Origin of the sequence: Rhodococcus sp. UFZ-B548 (genome assembly GCF_903819475.1) — a bacterium.
In the GTDB taxonomy this organism is placed as follows: Bacteria; Actinomycetota; Actinomycetes; order Mycobacteriales; family Mycobacteriaceae; genus Rhodococcus_F; species Rhodococcus_F erythropolis.
The window spans coordinates 64,621-84,190 of record NZ_CAIJDS010000001.1 but is presented as its reverse complement, the minus strand read 5'-3'; the positions used below and the strand labels follow the sequence as shown (position 1 = coordinate 84,190).

The following is a 19,570-nucleotide window of genomic DNA, read 5'->3' as shown; positions in this document are numbered from 1 at the left end:
CGCATCCAGCTTGGAGATTCCTCGATGACCGCTGTGCCCGGCTCCGACGTCAACTCTGCATCACTCGCCGAACTCGACCCCGAAGTCGCCGAGGCGATGGCTGGTGAATTGGCTCGTCAGCGCGACACGCTCGAGATGATCGCGTCGGAGAACTTCGTTCCCCGCTCGGTTCTGCAGGCTCAGGGCAGCGTCCTGACCAACAAGTACGCCGAGGGCTACCCGGGACGTCGTTACTACGGCGGTTGCGAGCACGTCGACGTCATCGAGGATCTGGCGCGCAACCGTGCGAAGGAACTCTTCGGTGCAGAGTTCGCGAATGTTCAGCCGCACTCGGGCGCACAGGCCAACGCTGCTGTTCTGATGGCACTGATGAACCCGGGTGAGAAGCTGCTCGGCCTCGACCTTGCACACGGTGGTCACCTCACGCACGGCATGAAGCTGAACTTCTCCGGCAAGTTGTACGACGTCGCGTCCTACGGCGTCAGCAAGGAAGATCACCGCATCGACATGGACGAGGTGCGCTCGATCGCCCTCGCCGAGAAGCCGAAGGTCATCGTTGCCGGTTGGTCCGCGTACCCGCGTCAGCAGGACTTCGCGGCGTTCCGTGCGATCGCCGACGAGGTCGGGGCGTACCTGTGGGTGGACATGGCTCACTTCGCCGGACTGGTTGCCGCAGGCCTGCACCCGTCGCCCGTCCCGTACGCGGATGTCGTCTCCTCGACCGTCCACAAGACACTCGGTGGACCGCGTTCCGGCCTGATCCTGGCGAAGAAGGAGTGGGCCAAGAAGCTCAACTCCGCTGTCTTCCCGGGTCAGCAGGGTGGACCGCTCATGCACGCCATCGCGGCCAAGGCAGTCACCTTCAAGATCGCTGCCGGTGAAGAGTTCAAGGATCGTCAGGCACGCACCCTTTCCGGTGCGCGCATCCTTGCCGAGCGTCTGGGCAACAAGGACGTCGCAGACCAGGGCATCAGTGTCCTGACCGGCGGCACAGACGTCCACCTCGTTCTCGTGGACCTGCGTAACTCGCAGCTCGACGGCCAGCAGGGTGAGGACCTTCTGCACGAAATCGGCATCACGGTCAACCGCAACGCTGTTCCGTTCGATCCCCGCCCGCCGATGACCACCTCCGGTCTGCGTATCGGTACCGCAGCGTTGGCCACCCGCGGATTCGGCGATGCCGAGTTCACCGAGGTCGCCGACATCATCGGTACCGCTCTGGCCGGCAACGCGGATCTGCCGGCGCTGCGTGCGCGCGTCGCCAAGCTCGCCCTCGACCTTCCGCTGTACGACGGTCTCGAGAACTGGGGCCTGCTCAGCAAGAACGTCTAGGTATTCCTTCACCGACGGCCCGGTCCCTTTCGAGGGGCCGGGCCGCTGGTTTTTTGCCAGTCGCGGATTGTGGCATCGGTCACATGACCGATGGTGGCCGAGTTCGGCGCTTCCTAGCCTGAGAGCATCACCCCTCCGGCGAAGGAAACCCCATGACCGAACAGAATCTGCATTGGCTCTCCGCTACCGAGATGGCGGCGTCGGTCGCGTCGAACAGTCTCTCGCCCAACGAGATTGCCGAAGCGATGATCCAGCGCGTCGACGCCGTCAATCCGTCGATCAACGCGATAGTGCAGTTCGATCGCGAGCAGGTCACGCGCGACGCGGCCGAACTCTCACGGCAACAGGAATCGGGCGAGAAACTCGGCCCGCTGCACGGCGTTCCATTCACGATCAAAGATCTGACGGCAGTCGACGGGCTGCCGACCACGTTCGGGATGAAGCCGATGGCCGACAACATCGCGACGGGAAATGCCGTCGTCGTGGACAGGCTGCGCGGCGCCGGCGGACTGTTCCTGGGAAAGACGAACACTCCCGAAAGCGGTTACTACGGTGGCACGGACAACCACCTGTACGGGCCGACGCACAACCCGTGGAAGCTCGGCAACAGCGCGGGCGGGTCCAGTGGCGGTGCGTCGGCTGCCGTGGCTGCAGGCCTCGGGCCACTGGCCGAGGGCAGTGACGGCGCCGGATCGGTGCGTATCCCGTCGGCGCTCTGCGGGGTCGTCGGGCTCAAACCGACCACCGGCGTCATTCCGCAGACCATTCTGGCCGGGCGGTTCTACAACTGGGCGTACCACGGTCCGATCACCAGGACCGTCGCCGACAACGCGCTGATGCTCGACATCATGGCCGGGCCGGACAATGCGGATCCGCTCTCGATCGAGCGTGCGGAGACCTCGTACGTCGAAGCGGCGAAGGGCGACGTGAAGGGGCTTCGCGTCGCGTGGTCGACGAATCTCGGCCTCGGCCATGTTGATCCGGAGGTGCTGGCGGTGTGCCTCGACGCGCTGGCGGCATTCGAGGAATTGGGTGCCCAGATCACCGAGGCGACCCCGCAGTGGGGAAATCCGTCGGAGTCGATGTGGAACGGCATCTGGGTTCCCGGTTTCGCTTCCGAATACGACTTGCTCGACTGGGAGAACCAGCGCGGCGAGGTCGACGACAACCTGATCGAGATCATGCACGAGGCCGAGCGGCTCACCGGTGTCGACGTCGGGCGGGCCGACGCATTCCGCGGCGTCATGTGGGACACGTGGACCACGTTCATGAACGACTACGACGTGTTGGTCTCGCCGACCTTGGCTTCGGCCACGTTCCCGCTCAGTCAGTTCGCGCCGTCGTGGCTCGAAGGTGCGTCGTTGCGTGAGCAGTTGCTCGATTGGCTCTTCACCTACCCGTACAACATGCTCAACAACCCCGCGATCACCGTGCCAGCTGGATTCACCGCCGACGGTCGACCGGTGGGGCTGCAGATCGCCGCACGCCACCGCCAGGACGCACTGGTTCTGCGGACTGCCGCGAACTTCGAAGCGGTGCGTCCGTGGGCGGACAGGAAGCCGGCCGATTCACTGGTGGTGGCCTAGCTCACACGATTGGCTAGATTGGTGTGATGACGTCTGTACTGCCTGATCGCGGCGCTGGACCTGACATGTTCGCGTCGCGATCGCCGGCGGCCGGGGCGTACGGCATTCTCGGCCTGTGCGCCGAAGAACTTCGAACACGTGGACTCGCGTACTCGGCTGCGGCGGTCACGTACCGAGACCCGTCGAGCGGACGGCATCGGGCTCTGGCGAGCTCCGGATACGACGCCAGGGTGCTCGAGTTCCTGCTCGACGACTTCGTCGCCGATCGCAATCTCTTCGGCATCATTCGCGAGGCTTCGGGCGTGCCAGTGTTTTGGCAGGACGTGCCACGATTCGAGCAGGTCGAGATGGTTACCGATGTGCTGCGGCCGTCCGGGTACGCCGAGGGCGCGTCGGTCGCATTGGGGTTCTCCGGCCGTGAGGTGACCGGATTGCTGCACATGAGCTTCGCGGATTCCGGCGTCGTCGATCGCGTGCGCGAGGTGGTGGCGGCGTCCAGCGCGGCCTGCTCGCGCGTCGTGGGGGACCAGGTGGCGCTCGATCATGTCCATCTGAGCCCACGGGAGATCCAAGTACTGCAATTGGTGGCCAGGGGCGCGGGCAATGTCGAGATCGCCGAGGAGTTGTTCGTCAGCCGTCGCACCGTCGCCACCCACCTCGAGAACATCTTCGTCAAGACCGGAACCAATTCGCGGGTTCAGGCAGCGGTGCGCGCCGCGAAGTGGGGTCTGATCGAGTCCTGAGTGACGCTGAATCACACGAGTGGCATTTTGTTACCTGGCGTTCACCAGATGTGCGGCTCGTTCCGTGGCGCGAGTGTCCGATCCGCAGTACCGTCGGCAGTAACGAGTAACCAGAAGTTACTTGTGCGGGAGGTTCTGATCGTGACTGAAACACTCAGTACGAGAGGGCCGGCGCCCGGCCCTTGTTTCAGCTGACACAGCGTCACCTGACACCAGAGCCGTCCGGCCCAGCGAGCTGAGTTTGCGCGGGTGCCGCGCAGACCTAGGAGCCCAACGTGACTGCATCACGCTCCGTCTCTGCCCACTCGGCCCGGGCTGATCTATCAGCCGGGAATCATTCGGGAGATGCACTTCGCACGTACGTCTTGGATACCTCGGTACTACTGTCCGATCCATGGGCTGTCACTCGATTCGCCGAACACCACGTGGTACTGCCACTGGTCGTGATCAGCGAACTCGAAGGCAAGCGACACCACCACGAGCTGGGATGGTTCGCCCGAGAATCGCTCCGCATGCTCGACGATCTCCGGATCGAATACAGCCGCCTCGACCGTCCGGTACCGATCGGCACCGAGAACGGGACACTGCAGGTCGAACTCAATCACACCGACCCTGCGGTCTTACCCGTCGGATTCCGCACGGACAGTAACGATTCGAGGATTCTGGCGTGCGCGCTGAACCTTGCGGCGGAGGGCAAGGACGTAGTCCTCGTCAGTAAGGACATACCGCTTCGTGTGAAGGCAGGCGCGGTGGGACTACCTGCCGACGAGTACCACGCTCACGACGTCGTGCCATCGGGATGGACGGGCATGACCGAGCTGGACGTCGCCTCGACGGACATCGACGAGCTGTTCAACGAGAGTTTCCTGGACCTTGACGAAGCACGAGATCTGCCGTGTCACACGGGTCTTCGTCTGCTCGGTGGCTCGTCGAGCGCCCTCGGTCGGGTGACTCCCGACAAGCGCATTCAGTTGGTGCGCGGTGAGCGTGAGGCGTTCGGGCTGCACGGCCGCTCCGCCGAGCAGCGCATTGCGCTCGATCTCCTCATGGACGAGAGCATCGGCATCATCTCTCTCGGCGGCAAGGCAGGCACCGGTAAGTCGGCCTTGGCTCTGACAGCAGGTTTGGAAGCCGTTCTCGAGCGCCGCACCCAGCGCAAGGTCGTCGTCTTCCGTCCGCTGTATGCCGTTGGCGGACAAGAACTCGGCTACCTTCCCGGTAGTGAGAGCGAGAAGATGGGCCCGTGGGCTCAGGCCGTTTTCGACACTCTCGACGGGTTGGCTTCGCCAGAGGTTCTCGAAGAGGTTCTCGCCCGCGGAATGCTGGAAGTGTTGCCGCTGACGCACATTCGCGGTCGGTCGCTGCACGATTCGTTCGTGATCGTCGACGAAGCGCAGTCACTCGAACGAAATGTTCTGCTGACAGTGCTTTCTCGTCTGGGAACCGGCTCGCGAGTGGTCCTTACGCACGACGTCGCGCAGCGTGACAACCTGCGAGTGGGCAGGCACGACGGAGTTGCGGCCGTCATCGAGAAGCTCAAGGGGCACCCGCTCTTTGCGCACATCACACTCACGCGCAGTGAGCGGTCGCCGATCGCCGAGTTGGTGACCGACATGCTCGAGGAGTTCGGCCCCACTTCCTGAGAAGCGATCTCCCCGTGCGGACTTCGGTCTGCACGGGGAGATTCTTGGGTTTTCAGTAGTTCAGTTTTGCAGCGGTCCGAGTTCGTTGTCGAGAACCTCTTGCACGACACGCATCGCCGCCAGTCCCGCCGGAGCACCGCAGTACGCGCTCGCGTGGATCACGGTTTCGACGATCTCGGTGCGCGTCAAGCCGTTTCGTAGTGCTCCGCGTACGTGGCCTTTGAGTTCGTTCTCCGCGCGCAGCGCGATCAGCATCCCCAGATTGATCAGACTGCGGCTGCGGCGATCGAGTCCGGGACGCGTCCATACCGAACCCCAGACATTGGCCGTCACGAAGTTCTGCAGTTCTTCGCTGTCGGTGCCGCGGGTGCGCTCGAAGGCGGCGTCGACAAAATCGGCCCCCATGACTTCGGTGCGCACAGCCAAGCCGGCGTCGAAGGAGTCAGGCGTGGTGTTCTCGGGCATGGCAGGTTCGCTCGCTTTCGGCAGGTGATTTCAGGCCGGAGCAAGCCTACTTCGTGTCCCGCTCCCGACGACTGCACGGCCGACCGCGGTCACCACACCCCACGCGACGTCTCGCAGACTGAAGTAGTCACGCCAGACGGAGACCTTGCCGTCGCGCAGTTCGAAAGTTCCGCACACCCAGAATTCGATGCGCAGCGGCCCGACGGTCAGGATGTCGGTGCGTTCGGTGAGCACCGTGGACTCGTCGCCGACGATGTGGTGCATCTCGGCCTCGAATTTCAGTGAAGGCTTGGTGACCAGACGAAGCGCTCGCACGACGGTCTTCTTGCCTCGCAGAGTGGGGAGCGAGACGTTCTGCCAGACGATGTCGTCTGTCATCAATTCGGCTGCTGCGTCCACGTCGAAATCGGTGAGGGCCGCGAACATTGCGTTCACCGTGGCTGTCGAACTACTCATGGGGTGTCCTTGGCTGATTATTCGGCCGGTGTTGCCCGGATGAAGGTACCGAGATGATCGTGATCGAAGTACTCCAAGGTTAGCGAGTTTCCGTCGAAGGTGGCCTTCGAGACCGTCCCGGCCGGTGCGTTCTCGCCGCTGAGCGGGAACGTGAAGGTGTTTCCGTCCCAGTGGGTCAGCGGATACGTCACCGCCGCGGGACCCATCGTCAAGGCCAGCGCACCGTTCTGCTGTGTCACGAGTGCGGGACCCCAGTACGGGTTGCCGTAGTCGCCGGTCAATTGGTTTGTCGGTGGGGCAGGCGCGGGGGAGGTCGGCGGTGTCTTCCCGGCAAGTTCGCCCTCGGGATCGGCTTGTGAGGCAAACGCCGCTTCGTACAGCGGGCGCCACTCGCGGGTGATCTTCCCGAACTGCACCAGATCGGCGAACTCGGCGGTCAAGGTCTCCGCGACGCCGGTGGGCGTGCCGTTGGTCAGAACGACGATGCCGACGTCAGCGGAGGGAATCGTCACGAAATTTGTCCCGGCTCCGACCAGGAAAGCGCCGGAGTGGCTGGCGGTGACACGGCCAGCGGCGCTGTCGGAAACGTTGAACCCGTAGCCGTAGAAGCCGGAGCGTTCCCCGATCTGCTGCGCGTGGCGCGAGACGATCTCGGGGTTCACTGCGGGCACGAGCGCATCCGTCTGTACGACCTGCTGCCCCTGATACTGACCGCCGGACAGCACCATGTCCAACCACTTGGCCATGTCGTTCGCGGAGGAGCTGACTCCACCGGCGGGGGATTGGGCGTCGGCGTCCCGAACCGGCCCTACCTTGTACTTTCCGTCTTCGAGGATGTGGCCCACTGTTCGATTTTCTCGGGCCTGGTAATCGGCGAACCGCGAAGACGTCGACGTCATACCGAGCGGGCCGTAGATTGTGTTCTGCGACAGCGTTTCCCAATCGGTGCCCGCCGCAGCTGCAACGGCCTCAGCGCCGGCTGTGACGCCGAAGTTCGTGTACTCGTATGTGATTCGGAATGGATTGAGCGGTAGTTGGCGTAGCTTCTCGATCACCTGGGCCCGGTTGTAGCCCAGGTCCTCCAGCCCGTCGCCGGCGTGGTCCGGTAATCCCGACCGATGCGTGTAGAGATCGGAGATCGTGAGGTGGTCGGTCACCCACGGATCGCCAAGCGCAAACCCCGGCAGTTTCGAGATCACCGGAGTGTCCCAGTCGACGGTCCCGATTCCGACTTCGTGGGCGACCACCGTGGCTCCTACCGATTTCGACACCGATGCCAGTTGGAACACGGTGTCGGCATCGACGGTGGCGCTCTTACCCAACTCGCGAACCCCGAATCCCTTTGCATACACAGTCTTACCGCCGTGCACCACGGCCACAGCCATGCCGGGGACGCCCGAACTTGCCATGAGATCGTTCGCGAGGCCGTCGAGCTTCCCGACCGCGTCGTCGATTTGCCCGTCCGGGATCGGCACCCCGGCGTCGAGACCGGGGCTGGCGTCGCTGACGACCGGCCCGGGCGCTGAGGTGGTGTCTGAATCGGACGAGCATCCGGCGAGCAGGGCGACCGTCAGTACTACCGGAACCGCCGCAGCCGACAGTCGCGAGATGTTTCTACTGGTGATGGACACGAGATTCTCCCTAGCAGGGCTGTCGTCGGTACCACTCGGTCAATCCAGTATCGGGGAACGGCGGGCTGAGATACGGACAAATCGGGAAACCCTGTAGCTACTTCGGGGTCTTGGTTGCCAGACTGCCGAGAATGGAGCCTTCTGTGACCGGCTTCCAGGGGAGCAACAACGCGACCAGCAGCGCGGTGATCAGTGCTGCGCCGACCGTGAAGTACGACGCGATGGCGAAGCCTTCCAGGCACGCGGTCTTCATCGTGTAGATCAGACTGTCCTTCTGCTGCTCGAAGAGCGGACTGATGTCGCGCGAGCGGATCTCGATGACGCTGAGCACCGACTCACGAGCGAAGCCCTTCTCCTGTGCCGACATCACGGCGTCGGGAATGGCGTCGACGATCGGAGCCACCTTGGACGTGTAATACGAGGCGACGATCGAGCCGATGACGGCGACGCCCAGGGTCCCACCGAGTTCACGCGTCGTGTCGTTGACTGCCGAGCCAGCGCCGGCTTCGTCGAGGGGCACCGAGGACATGATGGAGTCGGTAGCCGGTCCCTGGACAATTGCGAGGCCCAGACCCATGAGAACCATCGAGATCACGACGGGTCCGAGGTAGGGCGTCTCGACGGTCGTCTGGCCGGCCAGGAACATGCCGCCGCTGAGGACGAGGAGGCCGAACACCATCACTGCGGTCGTGCCGAGTTTCTGTGCCGCCAAGGTGGCAACTGGGGCGCCCACCGCAACAGCGGCGGCGAAAGGCAAAGAGTGGATGCCGAATTCGAGTGGCGAGTATTCGCGAACGCCCTGGAAGTACTGCGTGATCAGGAACAAGAACCCGAACATGCTGAAGTAGCTGACCGCAATAGCCAAGGCGGGGAATGAAAACCGCCGGATTCGGAAGAGATTCATGTTCAGGATCGGCGCATCGGTGCGCAGTTCCCATGCGACGAATGCCGCCAACAACACTGTCGCAGAGAGGTATCCCGTGATGCTGAATGGCGACACCCATCCGCGATGTGGCGCGTCGATGATGGTCCACACCAGAATGACGATGCCGAGGAGCGACAAGATTGTTCCGACGAAATCGAATCGGCCGACGTGAAGCGCCTTCGATTCCGGAACAACCAGCAGCACACCGACGATGACCAGCAACGCAGCCGGAACGTTCATCCAGAACACCGAGTGCCAGGAGAAGTGCTCGAGAAGCCAACCGCCTGCCGTCGGGCCGATGGCAATCGCGAAGCCGGCCATTGCGGTCCAGGCAGCGATGGCGATGGCTCGTTCTCTGGCGTCGGTGAAGATGTTCGTGATCATGGCCAGGGTGGCCGGAAAGACCGCTGCGGCAAAGACACCCATGGCAGCGCGCGCCATGATCACCTGTTCGAGGTTGGAAGCCAAAGCGCCGACGAGCGACATCGCGCCGACGCCGATCAGACCGATGATCATCACTCGGCGGCGTCCGAAGCGGTCACCCAGGTGGCCGAAAGTGAGTAGGAACCCGGCGAAGGTCAACGTGTACGCGTCGACGATCCATTGCAGGTCACTGACGCTGGCGAACAGGTCGACGCTCATCGTCGGCAGTGCGACGTTGACCACTGTGTTGTCCAGCACGACAAGGAGTTCGGCGAGGCAGATGAAGATCAGCGCAGTGAATCGACGGGACTTGGTCATCATAGGCGCCGAGGGCGCCGGTGCAAGTGTGTGAGACATGTTTGTACGCCATCTCTGCTCCTGCGCGGACGGCAGCAGCGGTTGGAAGTAGAGGGGTTGGTCAGCTCGGGGCCGAGACCAGAGCCTTGAGGTGCGCGCCGATCCGATCGAGAGGCGCGGTGGTGTGCTGAGCTTTTGCCATCAGAGTCGCGCCTTCGATCGACGCGATCACGACGGTTGCCCACTGTGCTGCAGTCTCGGACGGCTGTCCCTGCTGCCAGAAGAACGATGTGAGAAGCGATTCCCACGAGGTGAAGGATTCGCCCGCAGCAGTTAATGCCGCCGGCGTCGACGCGCCCTCCACCGCCGCGGCTGCGACCGGACAGGAGGAGGTGAAATCGCTCTCTACCAAGCTGTTTCGAAATATTGTGACAACCGCGTCGATGATCTCCGGTGGGGAAGACTGAGCGATCATCGAACTGATGGCGGCGCTGACGCCTCGGCCGAAGTAGGCAACTGCTTCGCCGGCCAGCTGTCCTTTGCCTTCGGGAAAGTAGTGGTACACCGACCCGCGGGGAGCTCCCGAGCGTTCGACGATCTCGGTGAGCGAGGTCGTCGCGATCCCGTGTTCACGGAAGGCATTGATGGCGCCGACCAGCATCAGAGTGCGGGAATCGGAGTCGGCCATCCCGCCATCGTATGCAATCGCAGAGCTGTTCGATTCATCTGGTGCCGCTGGTTCTCTTGGTACTCCCCACTTGCGACGCGCTGCGGCGATCGGACAACGCGTCTGCGGGCCGGTCATGGCAACGAGGTGTCTCGAGGTGTGTTCATCACTGCCTCCCAGTATGTCGATCGGTATAGGAACGAATCTGAGACTAGATGTAACCCACAGACACAGTCAAGTGTTGTGTGCAGGTAGTGGGTATTGATCGATATTCATGGTGGCAAAACTCCCGGATCAGTGGTTATATCGTGCGGTATAGAGCTGTTGCTTCGAGCGCCAGCTCCGGAGGAGAGGAAACGGCATGCCGGTACCGACGTCAGTTGCACGAAAACGAAGAATCGAAGTCGCAGTCGGGAAGTATTTCGCCAATCCGCTGGTCACCGGATTGGCTCGGATCGGCTTGATGCCGTCGTTGATGACCGAGATCGAGACGGTTGGACGCCGAACCGGTCTGGCCCGCCGAGTGCCCGTTGCGATCACCTACGACGGCGACGAGGCGTGGGTCATCGCGCAGCACGGCATCGACAGGGGCTGGGGCGCCAATATCTCTGCGACGCCGAAGGTTCGGATCCGTCGCCGCGGCGAGTGGGTGGACGGACAGGCCCAGATCATGCCGGACGACGACGTCCCGGCGCGGGTGAAGACATTCACGTCGGGGAAGTTCAGATCGGCGCTGACGGCCTCGGCCTTTCGCGGATTGCAGACCGATCCGGTCAGTGTTCGCATCAGGCTCGAACTCGATCCGTCAACCGATTGAATCAACGGGAGTTGAAGTAGTCGGTACGGAATGACCCGGTGCGTTCTCGTCGTTGACGAATGCAGCGGTGGCGCGATCGCCACTACACACGACGAAGGAGCAGGGTCATGCGCATCGGAATCATCGGAGCCGGTCAGATCGGTGGCACGCTCACACGTAGGCTCGCTGCGCTCGGTCACGACGTGCGCGTCTCGAACTCGCGGACACCGGACACCCTTGCAGAACTGGAAGCGGAGACGGGCGCGAAGGCAGTCCGCAGCACCGAGGCCGCCGAGGGCGCCGAGCTGGTCATCGTGAGCATCCCGCAGAAGAACGTGGTCGATCTACCGGCGGGGATCCTCAGCGGTGCGGTCGCCGGTGCCCCGGTCATCGAGACCAACAACTACTACCCGCAACAGCGTGACGGTCTGATCTCGGCCATCGAGGACGGACAGACCGAAAGCGGATGGGTGCAGGAGCGCCTGGGTGTACCGGTATTCAAGGCGTTCAACGGAATCTGGTGGAAGCACCTCCTCGAGAAGGGGCTTCCCGAAGGTGCAGAGGGGCGCATTGCGCTACCCATCGCCGGCGACGACGACGCGAACAAGCAGGTCGTGTTCGATCTGATCAATCAGTTGGGCTTCGATCCTGTCGATGCGGGAACGATCGACGATTCCTGGCGTCAGCAGCCGGGAACTCCGGTGTACGGCAAGGACTTCGATCGTGAAGCGACGTTGAAGGCATTGGCCGAGGCGAGCCCCGATCGCACCGACGAATGGCGCGCAACCACTACGGTGTAGGGAAAAGAGTGGCGGTTTCCGAAGTGGAAACCGCCACTCTGTTGTTTGTTCAGTCCTTGACCTTCGCCATCGCCAGAACGTCGAGACGCTTGTCGAGTTCTTCCTCGCTCAGCTTGTCCGGGACGAGTCCGCGCTCGATGACGACCTGACGGATCGTCTTCTTCTCTTTGAGCGCCTGCTTCGCGACGGCCGCGGCTTCCTCGTAACCGATCGCCGAGTTGAGGGGCGTCACGATCGACGGTGAAGATTCGGCGAGTGTCTTGAGGTGCTCCTCGTGTGCGACCAGTCCGCTGACACACTTGTCGGCGAACAGTCGAGAGACGTTGGCCAGCAAGGTGAACGACTCCAGCAGGTTGCGTGCCATGACCGGGATGTAGACGTTGAGTTCGAACGCTCCGGCAGCGCCACCCCACGCGATGGCGGCGTCGTTTCCGATCACCTGAGCCGCAACCTGAGTGGTTGCCTCGGGCAGGACCGGGTTCACCTTGCCGGGCATGATCGAGCTACCCGGCTGCAGATCGGGGAGTGCGATCTCGCCGAGTCCGGTCAGCGGACCCGATCCCATCCACCGAATGTCGTTGGCAATCTTCGTCAGTGAGACTGCGATGGTCCGCAGCGCGCCCGATGCTTCGACCAGTCCGTCACGCGCGGCCTGTGCTTCGAAGCTGTTCTTCGCCGGAGTCAGCGCGTCGACGCCTGTCGACTTGACCAGCTCGGCAACAACTTTGGGGCCGAATCCATCCGGAGCATTGAGACCGGTGCCGACTGCTGTTCCGCCGATCGGCAACTCGCCGAGGCGAGGGAGTGTTGCGTTGACGCGCTCGATGCCGGCCTCGATCTGACGTGCGTAGCCACCGAACTCCTGACCGAGCGTGACCGGCACAGCGTCCATCAGGTGGGTGCGTCCGGATTTGACGACGGTCTTCCACTCGGACGCCTTCGTCGCAAGCGCAGCATGCAGATGTTCCAGTGCCGGAACAAGATCGGTGACCGCTGCTTCGGTAGCTGCGACGTGCGTGGCGGTGGGGAAGGTGTCGTTGGAGGACTGCGACATGTTGACGTGATCATTGGGGTGTACGTCCACGCCGGCGGCCTTCGCGATGGACGCGATGACCTCGTTGGCGTTCATGTTCGAGCTGGTTCCCGAGCCGGTCTGGAAGACGTCGATGGGGAACTGATCGTCGTGCTTGCCTTCGGCGATCTCGTTCGCGGCGGCGATGATTGCGTCGGCCTTGTCCGCGTCGAGCAGTCCGAGGTCCTTGTTGACCTGCGCGCACGCTGCTTTCAGCAAGCCCATTGCGCGGATCTGGGTGCGCTCGAGTGGGCGCCCGCTGATCGGGAAGTTCTCGACTGCACGCTGGGTCTGTGCCCGCCACAGTGCGTCGATGGGCACCCGAACTTCGCCCATGGTGTCGTGTTCGATTCGGAACTGTTGATCGTTGCTCTCCGTCATGGCTCCACATTGCCACTTTTGGAGGGCGGGTAGGGGACTACGTCCCCCGTGAGCGGTTAAGGAGTGCAGGGACTCCCTAACCACTCACGGGGCGGAGCCGATCAGAACGTCGGGGGAACCGCGCCCTCTTCGCCGTCGAAGTCGACGGAGCTGTACTCACGCAGCTTCTCGAGACGGTGGTACGCGTCGATCATGCGAACGGTGCCGGACTTGCTGCGCATCACGATGGACTGCGTGCTGGCGCCGCCGCCGTAGTAGCGGACACCGCGCAGCAGGTCACCATCGGTGACGCCCGTGGCGCAGAAGAATACGTTCTCGCCGGAGACGAGATCTTCGGTGGTCAGGATCCGATCGAGATCATGACCGGCGTCGATGGCCTTCTGGCGCTCTTCGTCGTCGGTGGGTGCGAGCTTGCCCTGCAGCGATCCACCCATGCAGCGCATGGCTGCTGCGGCGATGATGCCCTCAGGCGTTCCGCCGATGCCGACGAGCATGTCGGTGCCGGACTCGGGACGCGCTGCGGCGATGGCGCCGGCAACGTCACCGTCGGAGATCAGACGGATACGAGCGCCGGTGTCGCGCACGTCCTGGATCAGCTGGTTGTGACGCGGGCGGTCCAGGATGCAGATCGTGATGTCGGAGACCGACGCCTTCTTGACCTTGGCGACGCGCTTGATGTTCTCGGCGATCGGTGCGCTGATGTCGATGACATCTGCAGCATCCGGTCCGACAGCGATCTTCTCCATGTAGAACACGGCCGACGGATCGAACATCGCGCCGCGCTCGGCAACAGCCAGAACGGAGATCGCGTTGGGCATGCCCTTGGACATCAAGGTGGTGCCGTCGACCGGGTCGACGGCGAAGTCACAGTCGGGGCCGTCGCCGTTTCCGACCTCTTCGCCGTTGAACAGCATCGGCGCTTCGTCCTTCTCGCCCTCACCGATGACGACGATGCCGCGCATCGAGACGGAGGAGACGAGCTGACGCATAGCGTCGACGGCTGCTCCGTCGCCGCCTTCCTTGTCGCCGCGGCCTACCCAGCGGCCGGCAGCCATAGCACCGGCTTCGGTGACTCGGACCAATTCGAGTGCGAGGTTACGGTCCGGGGTCTCACGATGAGTGCTGCTGGCCGTCATGTGCGGTGCCTCCTGGCGCGGTCGCGGTCGACGGGGTGTGTCGACGCAGTGGTTTCTTCAGGCGTCATTGTCCCAGATGGGAGCGGCTACGTGCGCTGTCGGGTCGCTGCTGCGACGTTTTGTCTCGCTCGAAGGGGACCGGGAATCGTATCTACTGCGCAGTACCTGGATACTGGGGGTGTGGCATCGAAGAAACCCCGCATTCTCGAAGACAACAAAGACATGGTCTGGTCTCTCGTACCGTTGGTGCTGTTCTGCATCATCATTGCGGGCATCGCCAGCCAGTGCACATTCAGTCCTGGCGGCCCGACGCAGGGGCCTATCCCGAGCGTCGACGTGGACGCAGCTCTGAACTACGACGCGAAGGAACTTGGATTTCCCATCCGTAATCCCGGTGTTCCGGACGGGTGGACCCCGAATTCCGGCAGTCGCAAAATCATCTCCGGCGACGGCGGTGGAGATTCGAGCACTGTGGGATTCATCACGACCAGTGGTCGCTACATTCAGCTGACACAGAGCAACGCCGAGGAATTCCCGTTGGTGTCACACGTTGCCGGTGGACAGCGATTCGCGACGGGAGTCGAGACCGTCGGTGCCGATACGTGGAACGTCTTCGGCGGCGAAGGTGTCGAGTCGATCTGGGTCACGGACGTCGGGGATGTTCGCCTGTTGCTCACGGGCGCGGCGACGCCGGAAGAGTTCCGGATTCTTGCCGAGAAGGTCGGCGCAGCGCAGCCGATCACGCCATAGGATTTCCGGTCGGAGCGGACGTTACTCGTCCGCTTCGGCCAGAGCCTTTTCGACGCGAGCCCTGGCGCCGGCCAAATGCTCTTCACAGCGCTTGGCCAACGCTTCGCCTCGCTCCCACAGTGAGAGTGACGCGTCGAGGTCCAGGCCGCCCTGTTCGAGAATCTTCACGACGCTCACCAATTCGTCGCGGGCTGCTTCGTAGCCGAGTTCGTTGATGTCGGTGTCGGTGTCGGTGGCGTTGCTCATTTTTCTCTTCCCATCACTGCGGCGCGAACGGCGCCGTCTGCAAGTCGAACTCGAATCTGGGTTCCGGGTGGCGCGTCCTCGACCGAGCGCAGAACCTCCGGATCGCCGTCGGCGACAACACGTTGCACGACTGCGTACCCGCGGGCCAGCGTCGCGGCGGGGCCCAGCGTGGTGAGCCGGGCGCGCAGATGCTCGATCGTTCGGGACTCGGAGTCGATCAACCGAGTCACATCGCGTCGTCCGGCGGCCTGGAGCCTTTCGACCTCTTCGGCGCGACGGTCCACCGCGAGCAGCGGTGATGCCATGACCGGTCGAGTGCGCAACTGTTCGATCAGATGAGACTCACGCTTGACCCAGCTGCGCAGTGCCGCAGCGCTGCGGTCACGAAGATCGGCAACCAGAGCAGCTTCCGCAACCGCGTCGGGTACGACGCGCTTGGCCGCGTCGGTGGGTGTGGCTGCGCGCAGGTCGGCGACGTGGTCACTGAGCGGGCTGTCCGGCTCGTGGCCGATGGCACTTACGATCGGCGTCGTGCAGGCCACGATGGCGCGGCACAGCGCTTCGTCGGAGAACGGCAGGAGATCCTCGACGCTACCGCCGCCGCGAGCGAGGATGATGACGTCGACTACCGGGTTGGCGTCGAGTTCCTTCAGCGCTTCGATGATCTGGGGAACAGCAGTCGGGCCCTGCACCGCGGTGTTACGCACCGCGATAGCCACTGCGGGCCAACGACGGTGGGCGACCGAGACGACATCCTTTTCGGCCGCGCTGGCTCGGCCCGTGATCAGGCCGATCGTGCCGGGCAGAAACGGAAGAGGCCGTTTGAGTCTCGGATCGAACAAGCCCTCCGCGGCGAGCAAGGCGCGCAGTCTCTCGATGCGGGCCAGCAGCTCACCGATACCCACGGCGCGAATCTCGGTGACACGCAACGACACCGTTCCGCGTCCGGTGTAGAACGAGAGCTTGCCGAACATCACGACACGCGAGCCCTCGGTCAACGGCACCGGAGAGTTGTGCAACAACTGTGGTGAGCATGTGATCGACAGCGACATGTCTGCCGACGGATCACGCAGAACGAGAAAGGCCGTTCGGGTACCGGGGCGTGCATTGATCTGGGTGATCTGACCTTCGACCCAGATGCTGCCGAGTCGATCGATCCAGCCGGCGACCTTGGCGGAAACCGTGCGGACCGGCCACGGCTGTTCAGCGCTGCTGGCGCCGGACGATCGCTGCGATGAAGCGGGGGGCGTTGCGGAAGTCACTTTGCCTTGGCTGTGGTGATGCGGTTGGTGAGCATGGTCTGGAACGGTGCGCGGGCGAGCGTCGCATTCTCGTAGTCCAGGACGGCGGTCAGCTCGTCGATGCTGAGCGTCCGGATGCGCGCACGGAGCTGTGCGAGTGTGAGGTTGGGGTAGTCGAGTTCGGTGACGATCTCGGGCTCTTCGGCAGGTCCGTCCGTCGTAGCTGCCGCGGATTCGGACTCGGCGCCGGGTGCGGGCTCCTCGATGGGGGCAGTCGGCTCGAGCGAGTAGAGCGCGAAGCGTCCGGCATTGGTCGGGGTGTCAGCGGTGGTCGACCCGGTGGAAGACGCCGAGTCCGCGGGAGCGTCGGCGTCCTCGTCGAAGACCGCCCACTCGGGCTGTTCGTCCTCGGAAGACCAGTTGATCAGTGCAAATGCCTGATCGCCCTTGATCGCCAACGAGGTGATCGACTGCTGCACGCGCATGCTTGTCTGCAGCATCTGGCTCACGGCGGTCATCGGCAGGGCGACAGCGGTGGTGGGCAACTTCTTTGCCTCTTCCATCGCGGTGACGGCGAGTCCCGCGGCAACGCGCGCCACGAACGGTGGTCGGATCATTCCCACAGCTTGCCGCAAAGCTCCGACAATCGGTAGCCGACTTGCCTGTGACGGCCGTACTCGTTTACTTCGGAACCTTCGATCGGAGCCCGAAACCGAGGTGTTCACGTTTGCCGGAGTGTCTCACGTTCGAGGTGCCAGTAGGCTGGTCACATGTCTTCGGCTGTTCCTCTCAATCTCGGTATCGCGCACTCGGCTGATTCGCCGTCCACCCGCAAGGGCAGCGCCAAGCGCGTGCTCCTCGCCGAGCCTCGCGGCTACTGCGCCGGCGTCGACCGCGCGGTCGAGACCGTCGAGAAGGCGCTCGAGAAGCACGGCGCACCCATCTACGTGCGTAAGGAGATCGTCCACAATCGCCACGTCGTCGAGACGCTCGAAGATCAAGGCGTGATCTTCGTCGACGAAACCGACGAGGTTCCGGAAGGATCACTCCTCGTTTTCTCGGCGCACGGTGTGTCTCCGGCCGTCCACGACTCGGCTGCCGAGCGGAACCTGCGCACGATCGACGCTACGTGCCCCCTGGTCACGAAGGTGCACCAGGAAGCAAAGCGATTCGCTCGCGACGATTACGACATTCTCCTCATCGGCCACGAAGGCCACGAGGAGGTCGAGGGCACCGCAGGTGAGGCTCCCGATCACGTCACCATCGTCGACGGCCCGGATTCGGTCGACGCGGTCACGGTTCGTGACGAGTCGAAGGTCATCTGGCTTTCCCAGACCACACTGAGTGTCGACGAGACGATGCAGACTGTCGCGCGCCTGCGTGAGCGCTTCCCCAATCTGCAGGACCCGCCGTCCGACGACATCTGCTACGCCACGCAGAACCGTCAGGTCGCGGTCAAGGCGATGGCTCCCGAGTGCGATCTCGTGATCGTGGTGGGTTCACGGAACTCGTCCAACTCGGTTCGCCTCGTCGAGGTCGCACTCGGGGCGGGCGCTGCCGCGTCGTACCTGGTCGACTACGCCCGTGAGGTCGATCTCGCGTGGCTCGAGGGTGTCCAGACCGTCGGCATCACGTCGGGTGCATCAGTACCCGAGGTGCTCGTGCGCGGCGTGATCGAACTTCTTGCCGAGCACGGATACAACGACGTTCAGCCCGTCACCACAGCCAACGAGACTCTGGTGTTCGCCCTTCCCCGTGAATTGCGAGCAGCGCGCACGTCCTAGAACAAGAAAATGCGGGGCACCTTCCAGATGGAAGGTGCCCCGCATTTTTTGCTACTGGGCTCGTCTGTCAGGGCTCTTCGCGATCGCGGTACCGAACTCGCGGCGGCGGATACGCGGGAAGATCGACTCCGGGTGGGCGGCGGCGAGGGGGCAGCGGCGGCGATACGTCGTCACCCGAAGCGAAGAAGGGCTCCATCCGCTCCTCACGCCTGGGCGACGGACTGGGCTCGGGCGCCCGGCGGCGACCGTACGACGGGTAGTCGTCGTCTGCTGTCGGTCTGCTGTCCGGCTGAGGGCGACGCGTAGGCGGTTGGTGCGTGCGATCGACCCTGGGTGGCAGTGGGCTTCTCCGGGGCGGCAGCGGGCGATCGTCTTCGATCGGTTCGCGCCGGGGAGCGCTTCGGTAAGCGGGCTGTTCGTCCACCTCGGGGGCGCGGCGACGCGGGGGCCCGGGGACGGGCGCGTCCGAGACTCTGCGGCGACGCCCGGTCTCGGGTGCGGATTGTTCTCGCGTGGCAGCCGCAGAGGAGTCTCGAGTGGTGGTCGCCGAGCGGCGGGAGCGGGTCGAGCGCGCAGGCCCGGTGGGACGCTGATTGAGCAGGAAGTACCGGAAACCGCCGATTATCAGCACGACGACGGTTGCGGCCAACATGATCGGAAAGCGGTTGACCAACGGGTACGCGATGTTGATCGCGATGTCGCGCAGTGCGGTGCTGTTGTCCTTGCCGATGAGCGTGTGCCCGATCGGCACCGCAGCGAAGAGCAGCAACGGAGGTTGGGCCATCGCGGTGAAAAGAGCCTTGTTCGAAGCGGCAACCACAGCGAAGAGACAGCCCAGGAAGTAGAACGTCGAGAACACCGCGGTGAGCTCGCCGCCGCCTCCGGTTGCATCGATCAGTACGCCGACGGCGGTGACACCGGCAGCAAGCAGGATCACTCCCCACCAGGGCAGGCCGGGGACGGTCACGATGAGCGATCGCTTGTCCAGCGGTACCCCGGAGCGAGCACGTTGGGTTGCAGACACATAACGACATTAGCGGTTCTTGCGTTGTCGGCCGTGTTTGTGCGGGTCGTGGCTGGCGCATTTATCGGCGCGATGGCGCGATGGTTTCGGGTTCTTCGCCAAACGAACCGGACGGATTGTGTGCAGGGTCACCGGACGTTCGTGGGTTGGGGCACACCGTCGAAGCCGTCAG

19 protein-coding genes are annotated in these 19,570 nt (G+C 63.6%); 8 read left to right on the top strand and 11 right to left on the bottom strand.

Translation table 11 applies throughout. The features are described 5' to 3' along the window. The first annotated feature begins 24 nt into the window (after positions 1-24). From glyA to H7C86_RS00400, 4 genes are all read left to right on the top strand, one after another. Complete coding sequence (glyA, locus tag H7C86_RS00415) at positions 25-1,332, top strand: serine hydroxymethyltransferase (RefSeq protein ID WP_003945195.1); 1,308 nt, start codon at positions 25-27, stop codon at positions 1,330-1,332. 152 nt (positions 1,333-1,484) lie between these two features. Further along, complete coding sequence (locus tag H7C86_RS00410; RefSeq protein ID WP_019744590.1) at positions 1,485-2,918, top strand: amidase; 1,434 nt, start codon at positions 1,485-1,487, stop codon at positions 2,916-2,918. A gap of 26 nt (positions 2,919-2,944) precedes the next feature. Then, entirely contained in the window at positions 2,945-3,661 is a 717-nt protein-coding gene (locus H7C86_RS00405) for a LuxR family transcriptional regulator (protein WP_182260914.1), read from the top strand. A 275-nt stretch (positions 3,662-3,936) separates the two neighbouring features. Beyond that, positions 3,937-5,304, top strand: coding sequence for a PhoH family protein (locus H7C86_RS00400; protein ID WP_182260913.1), 1,368 nt, complete (start codon positions 3,937-3,939; stop codon positions 5,302-5,304). A 60-nt stretch (positions 5,305-5,364) separates the two neighbouring features. On the opposite strand, the gene H7C86_RS00395 is transcribed toward H7C86_RS00400, so the two are convergent. The 5 genes from H7C86_RS00395 to H7C86_RS00375 all read right to left on the bottom strand — a co-directional run bounded on the left by H7C86_RS00395 (position 5,365) and on the right by H7C86_RS00375 (position 10,189). After that, on the bottom strand, positions 5,365-5,769 hold the full coding sequence (locus H7C86_RS00395; protein WP_019744588.1) for a carboxymuconolactone decarboxylase family protein: 405 nt from the start codon (positions 5,767-5,769) through the stop codon (positions 5,365-5,367). Between the two features lie 30 nt (positions 5,770-5,799). Then, positions 5,800-6,225 carry a limonene-1,2-epoxide hydrolase family protein gene (locus tag H7C86_RS00390; protein ID WP_019744587.1) on the bottom strand — a complete coding sequence of 142 codons (426 nt, stop codon included), beginning with the start codon at positions 6,223-6,225 and terminating at the stop codon, positions 5,800-5,802. Positions 6,226-6,242: 17 nt separating this feature from the next. Continuing rightward, positions 6,243-7,856, bottom strand: coding sequence for a serine hydrolase (locus H7C86_RS00385; RefSeq protein ID WP_182260912.1), 1,614 nt, complete (start codon positions 7,854-7,856; stop codon positions 6,243-6,245). A 97-nt stretch (positions 7,857-7,953) separates the two neighbouring features. After that, positions 7,954-9,525: an MFS transporter gene (locus H7C86_RS00380; RefSeq protein ID WP_020970254.1), complete on the bottom strand. Its 1,572-nt coding sequence runs from the start codon at positions 9,523-9,525 to the stop codon at positions 7,954-7,956. Positions 9,526-9,622: 97 nt separating this feature from the next. Continuing rightward, a complete protein-coding gene (locus H7C86_RS00375; protein ID WP_003945239.1) occupies positions 9,623-10,189 on the bottom strand; it encodes a TetR/AcrR family transcriptional regulator in 567 nt (188 codons plus the stop codon). Positions 10,190-10,529: 340 nt separating this feature from the next. Between H7C86_RS00375 and H7C86_RS00370 the strand changes: the two genes are divergently transcribed. Together H7C86_RS00370 and H7C86_RS00365 are read left to right on the top strand one after the other, a co-directional pair. After that, on the top strand, positions 10,530-10,985 hold the full coding sequence (locus H7C86_RS00370) for a nitroreductase family deazaflavin-dependent oxidoreductase (protein WP_182260911.1): 456 nt from the start codon (positions 10,530-10,532) through the stop codon (positions 10,983-10,985). 59 nt (positions 10,986-11,044) lie between these two features. Next, the gene (locus tag H7C86_RS00365) at positions 11,045-11,764 is read left to right on the top strand and encodes an NADPH-dependent F420 reductase (RefSeq protein WP_020908517.1); all 720 of its coding nucleotides are present in this window, start codon (positions 11,045-11,047) and stop codon (positions 11,762-11,764) included. A gap of 49 nt (positions 11,765-11,813) precedes the next feature. Here the strand turns inward: H7C86_RS00365 and H7C86_RS00360 are convergent, their stop codons facing one another. Beyond that, complete coding sequence (locus H7C86_RS00360) at positions 11,814-13,217, bottom strand: class II fumarate hydratase (protein ID WP_019744582.1); 1,404 nt, start codon at positions 13,215-13,217, stop codon at positions 11,814-11,816. A gap of 101 nt (positions 13,218-13,318) precedes the next feature. Further along, a complete protein-coding gene (gene glpX, locus H7C86_RS00355) occupies positions 13,319-14,353 on the bottom strand; it encodes a class II fructose-bisphosphatase (RefSeq protein WP_019744581.1) in 1,035 nt (344 codons plus the stop codon). A gap of 180 nt (positions 14,354-14,533) precedes the next feature. Between glpX and H7C86_RS00350 the strand changes: the two genes are divergently transcribed. Further along, the gene (locus H7C86_RS00350) at positions 14,534-15,103 is read left to right on the top strand and encodes a DUF4245 domain-containing protein (protein ID WP_003945206.1); all 570 of its coding nucleotides are present in this window, start codon (positions 14,534-14,536) and stop codon (positions 15,101-15,103) included. 21 nt (positions 15,104-15,124) lie between these two features. Here the strand turns inward: H7C86_RS00350 and H7C86_RS00345 are convergent, their stop codons facing one another. From H7C86_RS00345 to H7C86_RS00335, 3 genes are read right to left on the bottom strand one after another with little or no spacing between them, the layout of a single operon-like run. After that, positions 15,125-15,349 carry an exodeoxyribonuclease VII small subunit gene (locus H7C86_RS00345; RefSeq protein WP_019744579.1) on the bottom strand — a complete coding sequence of 75 codons (225 nt, stop codon included), beginning with the start codon at positions 15,347-15,349 and terminating at the stop codon, positions 15,125-15,127. Then, positions 15,346-16,611, bottom strand: a complete 1,266-nt coding sequence (gene xseA / locus H7C86_RS00340; RefSeq protein WP_003945258.1) for an exodeoxyribonuclease VII large subunit — start codon at positions 16,609-16,611, stop codon at positions 15,346-15,348. Before xseA ends, H7C86_RS00345 begins: the two co-directional genes overlap by 4 nt. Beyond that, complete coding sequence (locus H7C86_RS00335; protein WP_113683167.1) at positions 16,608-17,207, bottom strand: lipid droplet-associated protein; 600 nt, start codon at positions 17,205-17,207, stop codon at positions 16,608-16,610. The genes xseA and H7C86_RS00335 overlap by 4 nt, the downstream gene beginning before the upstream one ends. 153 nt (positions 17,208-17,360) lie before the next feature. Between H7C86_RS00335 and H7C86_RS00330 the strand changes: the two genes are divergently transcribed. Continuing rightward, complete coding sequence (locus H7C86_RS00330; RefSeq protein ID WP_003945273.1) at positions 17,361-18,374, top strand: 4-hydroxy-3-methylbut-2-enyl diphosphate reductase; 1,014 nt, start codon at positions 17,361-17,363, stop codon at positions 18,372-18,374. A gap of 67 nt (positions 18,375-18,441) precedes the next feature. On the opposite strand, the gene H7C86_RS00325 is transcribed toward H7C86_RS00330, so the two are convergent. Then, entirely contained in the window at positions 18,442-19,398 is a 957-nt protein-coding gene (locus tag H7C86_RS00325) for a DUF6542 domain-containing protein (RefSeq protein ID WP_182260910.1), read from the bottom strand. Positions 19,399-19,570 lie beyond the last annotated feature (172 nt).